A 14045-nucleotide genomic window follows, 5' to 3' on the forward strand; every position below is an offset into this window, starting at 1 on the left:
AAGTGCACCCACAACTCCACGTCATCCCTAAAAACATGCAATGATTGGGTGACCGGTACAGTGTTTGCAAGGTTTAACGTTTGCGGTGTGCCCCCCCAAAGGGCGTTCCCCCTCGAAGAGTCCGGAAAATTCACGGCCAACGTGACCGACCGAGCTGCCGGGGCCGATCCACCGTATGGAATTTGTGCAATTCGTGTCGAAACCCAGGAGTTTCTTGCCGAATTGCAGCTGACTGATTAATGTCACATGCAGTGACTTTCCCCCTGCGCCCCTCCATTTTGGCCGCATTTTGAAATTGGTTTCACCGATGACACGTCTTTTCCGTTTCGTTTTGGCTGCCGTTGCTGTTTCAGCCTGTTGCCTGTTCAGTCCTGCTACCGTGCTGGCTCAAAATGGTGGTGGTGGCGGCGACACAATTAACTTTGCTCAGCCGATTGCCGGTATCGATGTCGACGCGACAGGCGTCCTGAAAGTACGCCAATTCGATCCTCGCGTGGCGAAAGAGCGATTGATGGCCGCTCGACAGCAGCGTGACAACCAACTGATGTCCGCCAGCAAACTGCGAAAGGTTTCGCTGCAACGATTGGAAGCCGTTGCCAAAGAACAACTCGCCGCCGGCGGAACGCTTAGCGACGACCTGAAGGCCTTGGCCGGACTGACGGCTATCCATTACGTGTTCTATTACCCGGAAACACACGACATCGTGGTCGCCGGGCCAGCCGAAGGATTCGTCAACGATCCAACCGAACGGTTCGTTGGCATTGAAAGTGGTCGTCCCACCGTCTTGCTCGAAGACTTGGCGACGGCACTTCGCGCCTACGCTCCGGAACAACCCGCCACCGGCGTGATCAGCGTTTCGATCGATCCGACCGAAGAGGGATTGCAGCGGATGCAGCAATTTTTGGCCAGCGTCCGGGGTCGGGTTCAACCGAACGACGCAGCGCGATTGGCCAGCGGCTTGAAGAACAATTTGGGTTTACAAACCGTTTCCATTCGAGGCATCCCGACCGACACCCACTTTGCCCGTGTGTTGGTCGAAGCCGACTATCGGATGAAGCTGATCGGCATTGGTCTGGAACGTTTGCCGATGCGATTCCAAAGTTATGTCGATCGAGCCAATCCGGCGTCGGTCGCAGCCAACGCCATGGAACGCTGGTATTTCCAGCCTCGCTATGACGGCATCTCGGTCAGTGAAGACGGATTGGCGATGAAGATCAACGAGCGTGGTGTCGAATTGGTTGGCGCAAACGAGCGAGTTGCCGGTGGTAAGCGAACGGTCACTGGCCGTGTCAACAAAGCCAGCCAAGCGTTCTGCAAAGACTTTACCGACAAATTCCCACAGATTGCCGAACAAGTCCGGATCTATGCCGAACTGCGTCAACTGATGGACGTGTCGATCGCCGCCGCATACATCCAGGAACAAGATTTTTATGGCCAAGCCGACTGGACGATGCCAGTACTGGGCAACGAAGCGGCTTACCAAATCCAAACCTACACCGCTCCCGAACAAGTCGAAACGGCTGTCAATGCGGTCTGGCGTGGCAACACCCTGATGACTCCGCTTGGTGGTGGCGTGCAGATGCAACCCCGCAAGGCATTGTCGCCCAAGACCTTGGTCGTTGACCGCGACGGTCAAAACAACCAGGTCAAACAGTCCGCCGGCCCGGCGAATCTGGAAGACGGCCAATGGTGGTGGGACTGATTTCTTTTTCGCCCCAGCACACAAACATCGCTACACTGGCCGTCGGAACCATTGCTCCGGCGGCCAGTGTTTTTTTATGGATCAAGAACCAACGTCTTCGTCGAATCTCCACCGCCGCGATCAATCGGCTGGGCACCGGCCCGTCGCTGGTGGACCGTCATCACCAGGACAGACAACCGAAAATCGATTCCCTGAGTTGGTGGTGGTCTATGACGGTTATCAAGAATGTCCGTATTTGGATGGCAATGTCGCGCGGATGCCGCTGGAGTATCCACGACGAACACTTCAGCCGACTGACTTGGACCGGTTATTGGCGCTGGGTTACCGACGCAGTGGCGCGATGTTTTATCGCACGCGTTGCCCCTCCTGCCAGGAATGTGTGCCGACGCGTGTCGATGTCCAACAGTTCCAATGGACGCGATCGCTGAAACGTATCCTGAACCGCAGCGATCGAGAGTTGCAACTCACTTGGGGCCGCCCGACCGTCGATCCACAGCGGCTGGAATTGTTCAACGCCCACCGCAACGAACGAGCCCTCAGCCGCAGCGGCCCCGCCAATCTGGATGACTATCGCGAATTCCTAGTCACCACCAGTGTGGAAACCGCAGAACTATCGTTTCACTTGCAAGGACAATTGATCGGAATCGCGGTAGCAGATCTGGGACAGACTTCGATCAACGCGGTCTACACGCATTTTGCTCCCCAATTCGGCCGCTACAGCATCGGCACACTCGCCGTTTTGAAACAAATCCAGCAAGCCCAACAGACCGGGCGGAATCACGTCTATTTAGGTCTCTACGTGGCAGCCAACCCGCACTTGAATTACAAGCAGCGTTTTTGCCCCCAGCAGCGGCTGGTCAACGGCATTTGGCAAACGCACTCCGATCCGAGTGGCTTGATCGTCCCAGCTGCCGCAGATTGATACACCGATGCTGCAGCATTTTGCTACGCTGAAGGATGCGGGTCGTCACAGCCCACCGACAGCGCCGCAAAATTTTTCTTTTCTTCTGCCAACCGATTTGACGGCCAACGGGTGTCTTTTGAGTGTCGTACCGGCCTCACACCGGAGGCGGCGATCCGACACCCAGGGCTTTGTTGGCACGAAATTTTCATATGACAAACCCACTGACCTTTTTCAGACGTCGGAATCCCTGATGAATCTCTTCCACTCGATTCGTTTACGCAGTCGCATTCGACGCAGCCTGGTGTGCGCCGCATTCTGGACGTTCTGCGTGATGACGCTGCAAACCAGCCAGGGGCAGAACCAGCTTCCCCAGATCTCCGCGGCAGATCAAGCCACCGCGATGCAAGCCACCAGCACAGCTCTGGCGGCTGGCGAATTTGCAGTCGCGAAATCGTTTGCCGCACGATCGTTGGTCACCAGCGACCGCCAACAGATCTTGGCCCAGGTCGCGACCTCGCAATCGCTTTCCGGCGATCAGCTGGGAGCGGCAACCACACTGCGAGAAATCGATTCGCCCAGTGGCCGCCAGTCGGTGATCGATCAAACACGCGGGGCGGCAAAGGGCGGCGGCGCCTTTGCCGATTTCGACTCGCTGATGAACTTGATCGAAACCACCGTTGTTCCCGACACCTGGGAAGCCTTGGGGGGTAACAGCACGATGGCGCCCTACCCACAGGGTGTCTACGTCGATGTCGCAGGAACCGTCCAACTCTCACCCGCGCGAAAGGCAAACGATGTAAACGCCAATCAATCGCTAGCCGACATCCGCTCGCTATTGGCGGATCCGTCCGCAGCGTCGACTGGTGACTGGCGGGCTCCCTCGGCCTTGCGATGCATCTCCCTACGCCGATTGCGCGACGAGATCACGACGCGGCGGATGACCGGGCAACCACTCGGCGATCGCCTGCTGAATCTGGCGGGACTTTCCAAAATTCAATACCTGGTCTTCACCGACAACGACATCGTGATCGCCGCACCGGTCGGCGGAATCGACAACGACCGTGGCTGGTTTATCGATCGCCAGTCAGGCCGTTCAACCTTGCGTAGCGATTTCCTGGCGCGATGCCTGAAGGCAAGCTTTGCCGGCACTGCGTTCGGTTGCACCATCGATCCGACACCCCAAGGCATGCAGACGGCAATGCAAGTCGCCACTCAAATCCGTGCCAATGAAATTCCCATCGGCCAATCCGCCGAAAAATTGCGCGACGCGCTGGGGATGCAGCGCGTCGAAGTGTTTGGCGCAGCCGGCGACACCGCCGCCGCCCTGCTGATGGTCGAAGCCGACCGGCACATGAAACAACTGGCTTTGGGCGAAGAACCGATGCCCGAAGGAGTCGCCAACTACTTGGACGCGGTCGATCATTTTATCGCCCAGGGACCGCCCGATGGCATGCTGCTGCGATTGTGGTTCACCGCCAATCCACAGTCCGTCCGCAGTGATAATGATCAACAAGTCTTTGAAATCGATGGCGATGCAATTCGCTTGAGCGGCGAGAACCAGCGGGCACTCTCCGACGGTGGCCGGGGACGCCTGGCGGTTGATCCTCGCAGCCAGTTCTTTGTGGATCAATTCAACCAGAACTGGAATCGCATTCGAGACCACTACCCGATCTATGGATCGCTGGAATCGCTGTATCGCGTTGCCGCAGTGGCCGAATTGGTCCAGCGTTTCGGTGACGTTGAAACCCACCACCAATTGGCGATGGGTCTGGCCAGCGAAGATGAATCACGCGACTGGCCGATCGCCGTTCCGAAACAAGTGCAGTCGATTGCCACTCTACACACCGTCCGCTCGGGCAAGCAGCGACACCATGTGTTGCTGGCCAGCGGCGGCGTTTCCGTGACACCGTCGACGACGGTGCCATCCAAACTAAAAACCTATGCATCGCTGACGGATCAGCGATCAATTGCCAATCAGGCCCCCACGCCGATCAATCAATGGTGGTGGGACATTCGCTAGCGTCTTCCATCACGATGCGTCTGGCTACCTTTTCTCCTGCGAGATTTAACGATGCGTTCCAATCCCGGCCCCCGCAATCTAAAACACAAGACCGTATTCACACTTGTGTTATCTAGCTCGCTGGTCGCTTCGGCGACGGCCATGGCGGTCTCGCCCGAAGCAATTGCCATCGGACGCCAACTATTTGAAAAGAGTTGGTCTCCGCAAAGCCCTGCATTGCACGGCAACGACGGTCTAGGCCCGCTGTTCAACGCCAATTCCTGTGTGGCATGCCATCACCAAGGCGGCATCGGGGGTGCGGGCGAAGCCGAATTCAACGCCAAGACGATCAGCATTGAATCGATGGAAGTCAGCGGCGGGCCGATGTCGGTGGATGTCGTCCGCCAAGCGGTTGCGGGATTCCATCCTGGTTTCATCGATCCCAAAGCCGGCGTGATCAATTCGTTGCCGCTGGCCCATCACGGCGGGACGACGCTGTTTGCTGAATCACGCAATCGCCTGTTGGAAAAGATTCCTGCCGTGTTCAGTGGAAACGGAGGGTCGGTCAGTGCCGCCGAAGTCCGACATGCCAATGCCACACCGATCCTGTATTCTGCAAATTTTGGTGTCTACCAGACTTCGCTTCGCGCCAAACTGTTCCAACGCAACACCACGCCTTTGTTTGGGGCTGGTTTGATCGATCAAGTTACGTCCAAACAGTTACGGGCGATCGAACGCGAGCAAAAGTCGCACCCCGAAATCAGCGGACGTATCTCGACAATCGCCGATGGTCGAATGGGACGATTCGGATGGCGGGGCAACATTCCAACGCTGCTGGACTTCTGTGACAAAGCCTGTGCCGCGGAAGTCGGGCTGGAAACCAATCGCATCAATCAACCGGTCGATCCAACGGTACCTGCCTATCGAAACCCCTCCGTCGACATCTCAGATACTCAGATTCGAGCCATGGCGGCCTTTGTCGCTGCCTTGCCAGCGCCCGTTCGACGTATGCCCGAAGATTCGGAAAAACGCCGCCAAGCAATGCGCGGCGAACAGATCTTCGCCAGCATCGGCTGTGCGGTCTGCCATCGCCCCAATTTGGGTCCGGCCAATGGGATCTACAGCGACTTGTTGCTGCATGACATGGGTCCCGAGTCATACGATCTAAACCCAGCCGACCCCTACATCGTCCGAATCACTCCGGTTTCGAAGTTTGTGAAAGAGAAAACGACGGAAACGACGACGCAAACCGTGATGGGCGACGAGACCGTGATGGGATCGCATTACTACGGCGGCAGTTATGTCATGGAAGCAGGCAGCGAATCCACGATGGTGTCGAAGCAGTATGAAACCTCGCAGAACCCGAACAACGCGAATCAATCAGTGCCGGTCCCTTATCCCAGCGTCTTCTGGCAACCGCACTCCTATCACTTCCAAGCTTCTCCGGTGCCACCGACGACCATGCGGATCATTGACCGGGACCAAATTTCCAAAACTTGGGAAGAACGCGACGATGTGGTTCACGAGACAGTCGTTAATCAAGTCGGTCGTCGTGAAAAAACCCTGTCCGGCAATGACACCTACAGTTTCGACAAGACATCACAATCCGTTCACAATCATCGTTTGACACAGTTCTTGTATAAACGCGCCCACCTGGAACCCACCTACTTCACTCAGGAGTGGAAGACGCCACCACTGTGGGGCGTGAATGATTCGGCACCTTACATGCATGACGGTCGCGCCGAAACGTTGCTCGAAGCGGTCACCATGCATGGCGGTGAATCCGAACAGACCCGAGATCGCTTCTTGAACCTGTCGCTGGAAGATCGCAACGCGGTGCTGGAATTCATGCACACCTTGGTTGCGCCGCCCAACGTTCCCCAACAACAAACCGGAATCTAAACACCGCTCTGAGGTGATGGAACAAATCTTTTCGTAGCTGGGCCAGCCAGGGTTCAGACGGTCACCGGGAGGAATCTGAACCGTGGCCGGTCCAGCTACGGGGAAAGAATGGAAAGCGTTTCGTAGCTGGGCCCGCCAGGGTTCAGACGGTCACCAATACGAGGAATCTGAACCGTGGCCGGTTCAGATTCGGTCGGGGACGATTGGCGATCTTTAAACGACCAGCTGCAGGAACTGTTCCACGTCCTGGGGCTCGGTCGCAAACGAGGTGACGAATCGGTACAGCCCGCGGCCCGCGGTCAATTGCGATGAAAACTCCGACGGCACCGGCCAGGGGTAAAATCGAACGCCTTTTTCAGTCAGTTCCGCGGCCAGCGTTTTGGGCATCGTCACAAACAGCTCGTTGGATTGGCACTGCCAGGCCAACGACACATCGGCAGACGCTTTGATTCCATCGGCGAGTCTGTCGGCCATGGAATTGGCGTGTGTTGCCAAACGCAGCCACAGGTCATCGTCCAAATAGGCGTGGAACTGGGCGGCGATGAAACGTGTTTTCGAAAACAGCTGCGCCGCGCGTTTTCGAATGAACGGCAATTGCTTGGCTTTTTGCGGATCAAAAAACACCAACGCTTCGGCGCACCAGCACCCGTTCTTGGTACCGCCGAACGACAGCACGTCGACGCCACTTTTCCAAGTCATTTCCGCCGGCGTCACAGCCAGCCGAACCAGCGCGTTGGCGAACCGAGCCCCGTCCATATGCAGCGGCAATCCGAAGGCGTGCGCGTGCGCGGCGATCTGGGCAATCTGGTCGGTGCTGTACACCGTGCCGACTTCGGTGGCCTGGGTCAAACTGACCGCCATCGGTTGTCCATGGTGCACAAAATTGGGATCGAACCGATCCAGCCCGCGCCACAAGGCATCCGGATCAATCTTTCCCAATGTTCCATCGATCGGTGCCAACCGTGCGCCGGACGTAAAAAACTCTGGCGCCCCACATTCGTCTTCGATCAAATGGGCTTCGCGATGGCACAACACAAATCCGCCGGGACGATTCACGGCCGATAGCGCGAGTGAATTGGCGGCGGTGCCGGTACCGACAAAGAAAACGGCGACCTCGCGCTCAAATAATTCGTTGAAACGCTGTTCCAACCGTTTGTCCAAATCGCTGGCGCCGTAGGCTGGTGAAAACCCCGCCGAATGTCGCTGCAACGACTCGGCGATTTCCGTCGCGGCTCCGGCCCAATTGTCACTCGCAAAGAACATCGCGTTGAATTTCCTGAATCAAAAGATCGAGACGATCAAGGTTTTAGACCGCAGCAGTGTTTGTATTTTTTTCCGCTGCCACAGGGGCAGGGCGAATTGCGTCCGACTTTTTTGGGTCGCTTGACGTTGGACAGAAAACGACGTGTGTTTTGGTGATACATCGTCTGCATCATGTCGTAGATCTTGGGCGCCTTGGCCTGCAACACATCCGGGGCTTCAAAGAAATACTCGGAGAGCACCGCAAAGTACTCCGCCTCGTTCGTGTAAGCATAGCTGTCGATATGGCTGCGCCCCGATGGCTTGTGTTTCAGTTCCTCGCCGACCCATTGAATCCAAGGTCCCGACGTTTCCAAATGAACGCCGGGTGGCAATCCATCCACACTGCCATCCGCCTTGTCGACCAGGTGCGCAAATTCATGGATTCCAACATTGTGTTTGTCGCCGGGATTGTTGAACCCCGACCACAGATCCGGCTTGGACAGGATCATGACACCACTCAGATGGCCGACACCAACCATCCCCAACGTCCGCCGCTGAAGACTGCCATCGCCATCTTCGACGCGATAGTCTTCGCCAAATGCATTCGGATAGATCAGGACTTCGCCCAGCCCCGCATACTCCCAATCGTGGAAGCCAAAAATGGGGATCATCGCACTGGCAGCGACCAATGCCTGCGTTCCCGCATCGACATCGGTACGAATCCCCGTGATCGGGACTTCGTCCAAGAACACTTTGACCAGATTGCGAAATCGATCTTGGTCAGTTTCATTCAAGGCGCGAAAATACACGACGTGCTGCTGCAACGTCGATTCAATTTCAGCCGGCAACGGAGCCGCAATCACCTTTAATCGTCTGACAGTGCGCCGTCGCCAGTACCAGTAGAACAAACCGGCCAGTGGCAGCCCTAACAACCACAGCGGTGAATGCAGTGCGAACAACAAGCTGGGCACCGCAATCACACCGCTCAGCAACACAGCGGTCTTTCGATTGGTCCGATCCGACTGTGGGGTTTCAAGCATCTGTGGCAAGCTGGGTTCATTTGAGTTCTTTGTCGACCGTCACTCGATCGACCGGAACCAAAACATAGGGTTGCGAGGGATCTTTTGCCAAGGACCACTGCAACTGTTCCGCCGTCCAAATTGAATGGTTGTCCCGGGTGGCCTGCAGCTGCACACTGTTCAGCCGGGCAAACGCGAATTGCCAACCGGCATTGGGCAATGCCCTGATCAACAACATCGCTTCGGGATCCGTCCCCTGAACAAACGCGAATACGGCGCCATCGGCCCAATCAGACGACTCGCCAACGGGTACACGATAAATCGGCTGAGAGAGCGCCCGCAGCATCGACGAACGGCCTTCGCGGTCGGTCTTTTTGATTTGTATCGAACGGGCGAACGCACGCATTTGCACCAACCGTTGCGTTGCCGTACTGCCTACACCAGCGGCGCCTCCAATGGACTGCCAACGAACTCCGCTGACGGTTGGAGCCCAAACCAGATTGCCATCGCGCAAGGCCCGCAGCGGATGTTTGCTGAAACTGTGGAATTCGTTGGAAGAATGCTGGTGTGGCGAGTACCACTGGTGGAACGACCCGAGCGCCTGGGGGATCCCGTCGCGGGTCCACAAAAACACTTCGCCGTAAATCTCGCCACTGGCCGTGTTGGACCAGCGCAAAACACTTTCCGCCGTTCGTGTCAGCGAAATCCGTTGATCGGGACCATCCAACTGCAATTGGTAGGCGTCCGCCTGTGCGATCAATTCTCGAGACGCTTCCGCGGCGCGCTTTGCCGCCGATGCATCCAATGCGTCATTGGATTGAGCCCGCACCAACTGCGGGGCGAACAACATCGCCACTATCCCTAGCGTCAATCGCAGCGGGAACCAGACGAGCGACCTGCCAGTCATTGAGAGCGACCGCCCGGGCAGAGCGACGTTGCGTGATGGACCCATGAACATGTTCAGCTGACTCCCAGAAATGTGATGGACCAACCAGATTCCGAGCTTTACCTGCGACAGAAACGCAAATTCATTCATTGCAAAGCGTAACAGCAGGGCAATGGCAAATCAAGACATCGTGTCTATAGCGAGTCAGATGCCTCGATCGCTTGCCCGGGCACTCCCGCTTTCCCCGCAGGGCGTGATTTGTGACAATCGACGACTCATTTCCATTTAATCCAGGTTGATCGTTGTGACTGAATCTCAATTTCCGGTGGGTCCCAAAAGCGTCGCGGCCTTTGAAGAAGCTCGTCAATTGATGCCCGGTGGCGTGAACAGTCCCGCGCGAGCCTTTGGCGCTGTCGGTGGCACGCCCTTGTTCATCGATCGTGCCGATGGCCCGTATTTGTACGACATCGATGGAAATCGCTACATCGACTACATCGGATCGTGGGGCCCGATGATCTTGGGGCACCGTCCGCCTGCGGTCATCGAAGCGATCGAAAAAGCAATCGCCAAGGGCACCAGTTTTGGTGCTCCGACCAAAGCCGAGTCGCGTCTGGCGCACCAGATCATCGATGCGGTGCCGAGCATTGAAAAGGTGCGCTTGGTAAACAGCGGAACCGAAGCCACGATGAGCGCGATTCGAGTGGCTCGCGGTACAACGGGTCGTCACAAGATCATCAAGTTTGCCGGCAACTACCACGGCCATGTCGATAGCTTGCTGGTCGCCGCCGGCAGCGCAGCGGCCACGCTTGGCGCTCCCGATTCGCCGGGTGTGACTCCGGGTGCTAGTCAGGACACGCTCGTCTTGCAGTACAACGATTGTGACGGTGTCAAAAATGCATACGCCAAGCATCCAGGCGAAATTGCAGCGGTGATCTTAGAACCGGTCGTCGGTAACATGGGCTGTGTACCGCCGACGATGGAGTTTCTAAACACACTGCGCAGCGAGACCCAATCGGATGGTTCGATCTTGATCTTTGATGAAGTGATGACCGGGTTTCGATTGGCCTATGGCGGCGCACAGGAACGCTTTGGAGTGATTCCGGACATGACGACTTTAGGCAAGATTGTCGGCGGCGGACTGCCACTGGGAGCCTACGGAGGTCGCGCGGACATTATGGACAATGTGCTACCGGCCGGGAAGATTTTCCAAGCCGGAACGTTGAGCGGAAATCCTGTCGCGGTGGCCGCCGGCAGTGCCACGCTGAAACTGTTAGTCGACAACCCGCCCTATCAACATCTCGAAGCGATGGGCCAGCGTCTGGCGGCGGGCTTAGAAGCGGCCGCGACCAAACACGGTGTGCCACACCGGATCCAACAGATCGGCAGCATGCTGACGTTGTTCTTTGGTGATCACCCGGTTTCCTGTTGGACCGATGCAGACCGCTGTGACCGCGCCGCATTCGGTCGCTACTTCTGGGGGTTAATCGAAAAAGGCGTCTACATGCCATGCAGCCAATTCGAGACCCTGTTCTTTAGCAGCCTGCACACCCAAGCACTGATTGATCAAACCATCGATGCCGCCGATCAAGTGCTGGCAAAACTCTAACCAAAAGCGGGCGCTACGTATGGTTGACGGATTTCACGCTCCTTTCCAAAGGAGACTCGGGCTGTAAGGCCGGGCAGGTTTCCCCGACCCTTTCCGGGGCTGGCGTTTCAGGGGATGTTTTCGGGGTTGGCAATTGGCAGGTTGACGACGGCCGCGGTGCCCGTGCTGGGGGACGATTTAAAATCCAGCGATCCGCCTAATTGCGAGACGACGTTGTAGGTCAGGTACAAACCTAATCCGATGCCGCGTCCGGGTTCTTTGGTTGTAAAGAAGGGATCGCCCAAGCGACCGAGAATTTCGTCGGTCATGCCTTGGCCCTGGTCGGTGATGATGAATTGAACATTCGGGCCATCAAGCCTGGATTCGACCCGCACCCGCCCGTCGACTCCACTGGCATCCAGTCCGTTATGAATCAGATTTCGCATCGCCTGTGCCACGGCTTCTTCGGGCATCCACAGGGTTTTGTTTTCGACATCCTCTGCCCCATCGACCACATCGACGCGGTGCGGATCACGGATGCCTTCCAATGTCGCATCGATCAAATCACCGACCGTGGTCTGGTACCATTGCTGGGCCATCGAGTCGCCGGCCGCCCCGCGCATTCGCTGTAAGATGTGGCGGCACATCTCCAACTGGTGATCGATCAAACGCAGATCCTGGTCGACACTGGCAGGTTTTTCGACGGACTCCAGATGTCGCGTCAACTCACGGGCGACCACATCGATGGTTGAAAGCGGAGTCGCCAATTCGTGCGCCGCTCCGGCGGCGAGTGTCGTCAACGACTCCAATCGACGATTGGCTGCCTGAGCCAATTGATTGTCACGCAATTGACGTTCGCGAGCACGCAACAGCCCGCTGGTGCGTGTGACGAAATAGGTCACCACTAGTGCACAGGTGCCAAACGCTAATAGCAGCCCGATCGACCGCATCGCAAAAAACTCGTCACTGTCATTGGTGCTCAGTCCCAGCACGGGAATGCTCCACCGCAAAATAATCGCATAGCCGAGGATTGCGACAAAGGTCAACAACCATGCCGCCTTGGGGCGAATCATGACGCCACCGACGGCCAAGTTGACGAAATAGAAGAAGCTAAACGGGTTGGCCGCGCCGCCGCTGAAATACAACATCGCGGTCAGGGTTGCCAGATCCAACAGCATCAGCCCCAACGCAACCACCTGGACAGCCGACCAACCGTCACGCCCCAAATCGGCCAGTTCTTGTTCGGAATCAAAGTCCATTGATCTGCTGTCGGCGGAGCCGCCGGGTACGTCATAGCGGCGCAACCAGATCGCATAGATCACGTTCGTGATCGCAGTCAGCATGACCAACAACAACAGCCGGGGATACGACAGCCGAACCCCGATCACCCAAACGGAAAACAGAATGGTCACCAGTTGGCCGGCGATGGCAAACGACCGGAGATGCAACAGCCAGGTCGACGACCCCAGTCGCGCGGCGGGAATCAGCGGCAGACCGAGCCGAGAGGTGCGAAGGTTCACCGTTGAATCACTGATCGATCGCGGTTTCGTCCGCCGACCGGTTGTGTTGTTCGCGTAATTGGTGCATCGTTTCCACAATCGCTTTGGCTTGCAAATGGATCGCGGACTTGCCATCGCCGGATTCGATTGCCGCAGCACCTTGTTCTTGCAAGGTGTCGATGTCTTTCCAATCCATCAGCCAATTCTTCTGTTTCGCCGCGGCGCGCAATTCGGCGACGGTTTGGCCGAGTCGATCGAACAGCGTTTGATCGGGTTTGGACAGATAGCGTCGATAGGGCCCATTGCCGCCATAGGGTTTGGGCACACCACAGGCGTCGCCACCGCCCGACGATTTGCGTCGCCGCGATTGTTGTTTCATGTTCGAGTACGACGTCGCGGTGATGACACCGCCGATCAACGCGGCGACCAATGAAATCACCATCGCAGCGTTCGAACCGATAAACCAGAACAGCACCATTCCGATCACGCCCAGCAGGGTGGCGACGACCGCACCGATGATCCCCCAGAACGCCATGCTTTCGTCTGGGGTTGGTTTCGGTGGCGCTGTTTTTTGGTCCAATAGCGGGCCTTCGGTGACCGTCGTGACCACCACCGTCGTGTTGTCCGGGCCGCCGCGCAGGTTTGCCAAATCCACCAACACTTCGACGACCAGGTCTTCGGGCAAGCAATCCAACAACGTGGCGATTTCAACATCATCGACTTGGCCGGACAAACCATCGCTACAAAGCAGGAAACGATCGCCGGCCTGAATTTCGTAGGGGCCTTCGATGTCAATTTGCACGTCGGCGTTGGGGCCCAGTGAGCGCGTGATGACATTTTTTGGCAGCGCCTGTCCCAAGGCGCTATCGGGATGAACTTGTCCGCTGGCCTGGACTTCCCAGACCAGCGAATGATCAAACGTCAATTGCTCCAACACGCCTTTGCGTAACCGATACACACGGGAATCGCCAACGTGAGCCACCACGGCGCCGGTCGACAGCAACACCAGCGAACTGGCGGTCGTCCCCATGTTGTGAAATTCGGGATTCTGTTGGCCCCGCTGATAGATCTCGGCGTTGGCTTCGTGAACCGCCACATGCAACGAATCTTTGGAATCGGCAATCAGCGTCCGAAAATAATTCATCGCGATCAATTCGGTCGCCATGCTACTGGCGAGTTCGCCTGCGGCGTGTGCCCCCATGCCGTCGGCCACAATAAACAGGTGGCCACGCGATTGGAACCGTTCACTCGTTCGCGCCGTCAACACCGCATGCGAATCTTGGTTGTTGGTTCGGCGCATACCCACA

10 protein-coding genes are annotated in these 14045 nt (G+C 57.0%); 5 read left to right on the plus strand and 5 right to left on the minus strand.

What is annotated here, in order from left to right:
• The first annotated feature begins 307 nt into the window (after positions 1 to 307).
• The 4 genes from NHH03_RS09315 to NHH03_RS09330 all read left to right on the plus strand — a co-directional run bounded on the left by NHH03_RS09315 (position 308) and on the right by NHH03_RS09330 (position 6507).
• The gene (locus tag NHH03_RS09315) at positions 308 to 1702 is read left to right on the plus strand and encodes a DUF1598 domain-containing protein (protein ID WP_253155549.1); all 1395 of its coding nucleotides are present in this window, start codon (positions 308 to 310) and stop codon (positions 1700 to 1702) included.
• A gap of 76 nt (positions 1703 to 1778) precedes the next feature.
• On the plus strand, positions 1779 to 2624 hold the full coding sequence (locus NHH03_RS09320; RefSeq protein ID WP_253155551.1) for an arginyltransferase: 846 nt from the start codon (positions 1779 to 1781) through the stop codon (positions 2622 to 2624).
• A 232-nt stretch (positions 2625 to 2856) separates the two neighbouring features.
• Positions 2857 to 4626, plus strand: coding sequence for a DUF1598 domain-containing protein (locus NHH03_RS09325; protein WP_253155552.1), 1770 nt, complete (start codon positions 2857 to 2859; stop codon positions 4624 to 4626).
• Positions 4627 to 4677: 51 nt separating this feature from the next.
• Entirely contained in the window at positions 4678 to 6507 is a 1830-nt protein-coding gene (locus NHH03_RS09330; RefSeq protein WP_253155554.1) for a di-heme oxidoredictase family protein, read from the plus strand.
• A 213-nt stretch (positions 6508 to 6720) separates the two neighbouring features.
• Here NHH03_RS09330 and NHH03_RS09335 read toward each other — a convergent pair whose 3' ends face one another.
• Genes NHH03_RS09335 through NHH03_RS09345 form a run of 3 tightly spaced genes read right to left on the minus strand, consistent with a single transcriptional unit; the run spans position 6721 to position 9618 of the window.
• Positions 6721 to 7770, minus strand: a complete 1050-nt coding sequence (locus tag NHH03_RS09335; RefSeq protein WP_253155556.1) for a threonine aldolase family protein — start codon at positions 7768 to 7770, stop codon at positions 6721 to 6723.
• Positions 7771 to 7805: 35 nt separating this feature from the next.
• The gene (locus NHH03_RS09340) at positions 7806 to 8789 is read right to left on the minus strand and encodes a zinc-dependent peptidase (protein ID WP_253155626.1); all 984 of its coding nucleotides are present in this window, start codon (positions 8787 to 8789) and stop codon (positions 7806 to 7808) included.
• Positions 8790 to 8805: 16 nt separating this feature from the next.
• Positions 8806 to 9618, minus strand: coding sequence for a hypothetical protein (locus tag NHH03_RS09345; protein WP_253155558.1), 813 nt, complete (start codon positions 9616 to 9618; stop codon positions 8806 to 8808).
• A gap of 340 nt (positions 9619 to 9958) precedes the next feature.
• Here NHH03_RS09345 and hemL point away from each other — a divergent pair, with 340 nt between their 5' ends.
• Complete coding sequence (gene hemL, locus NHH03_RS09350) at positions 9959 to 11260, plus strand: glutamate-1-semialdehyde 2,1-aminomutase (protein ID WP_315861439.1); 1302 nt, start codon at positions 9959 to 9961, stop codon at positions 11258 to 11260.
• A 107-nt stretch (positions 11261 to 11367) separates the two neighbouring features.
• Here the strand turns inward: hemL and NHH03_RS09355 are convergent, their stop codons facing one another.
• Positions 11368 to 12759: a sensor histidine kinase gene (locus NHH03_RS09355; RefSeq protein ID WP_253155560.1), complete on the minus strand. Its 1392-nt coding sequence runs from the start codon at positions 12757 to 12759 to the stop codon at positions 11368 to 11370.
• 7 nt (positions 12760 to 12766) lie between these two features.
• Entirely contained in the window at positions 12767 to 14038 is a 1272-nt protein-coding gene (locus NHH03_RS09360; RefSeq protein WP_253155562.1) for a protein phosphatase 2C domain-containing protein, read from the minus strand.
• Between the last annotated feature and the right edge of the window lie 7 nt (positions 14039 to 14045).

It is taken from the genome of Stieleria tagensis, assembly GCF_024129865.1.
GTDB classification, from domain to species: Bacteria; Planctomycetota; Planctomycetia; order Pirellulales; family Pirellulaceae; genus Stieleria; species Stieleria tagensis.

Excerpts from the sequence above, each read along its gene's own strand:
- NHH03_RS09315 (WP_253155549.1), top strand. The coding sequence starts at position 308 with ATGACACGTCTTTTCCGTTTCGTTTTGGCTGCCGTTGCTGTTTCAGCC.
- NHH03_RS09320 (WP_253155551.1), top strand. The coding sequence starts at position 1,779 with ATGGATCAAGAACCAACGTCTTCGTCGAATCTCCACCGCCGCGATCAA.
- NHH03_RS09325 (WP_253155552.1), top strand. The coding sequence starts at position 2,857 with ATGAATCTCTTCCACTCGATTCGTTTACGCAGTCGCATTCGACGCAGC.
- NHH03_RS09330 (WP_253155554.1), top strand. The coding sequence starts at position 4,678 with ATGCGTTCCAATCCCGGCCCCCGCAATCTAAAACACAAGACCGTATTC.
- NHH03_RS09335 (WP_253155556.1), bottom strand. The coding sequence starts at position 7,770 with ATGTTCTTTGCGAGTGACAATTGGGCCGGAGCCGCGACGGAAATCGCC.
- NHH03_RS09340 (WP_253155626.1), bottom strand. The coding sequence starts at position 8,789 with ATGCTTGAAACCCCACAGTCGGATCGGACCAATCGAAAGACCGCTGTG.
- NHH03_RS09345 (WP_253155558.1), bottom strand. The coding sequence starts at position 9,618 with ATGTTGTTCGCCCCGCAGTTGGTGCGGGCTCAATCCAATGACGCATTG.
- NHH03_RS09360 (WP_253155562.1), bottom strand. The coding sequence starts at position 14,038 with ATGCGCCGAACCAACAACCAAGATTCGCATGCGGTGTTGACGGCGCGA.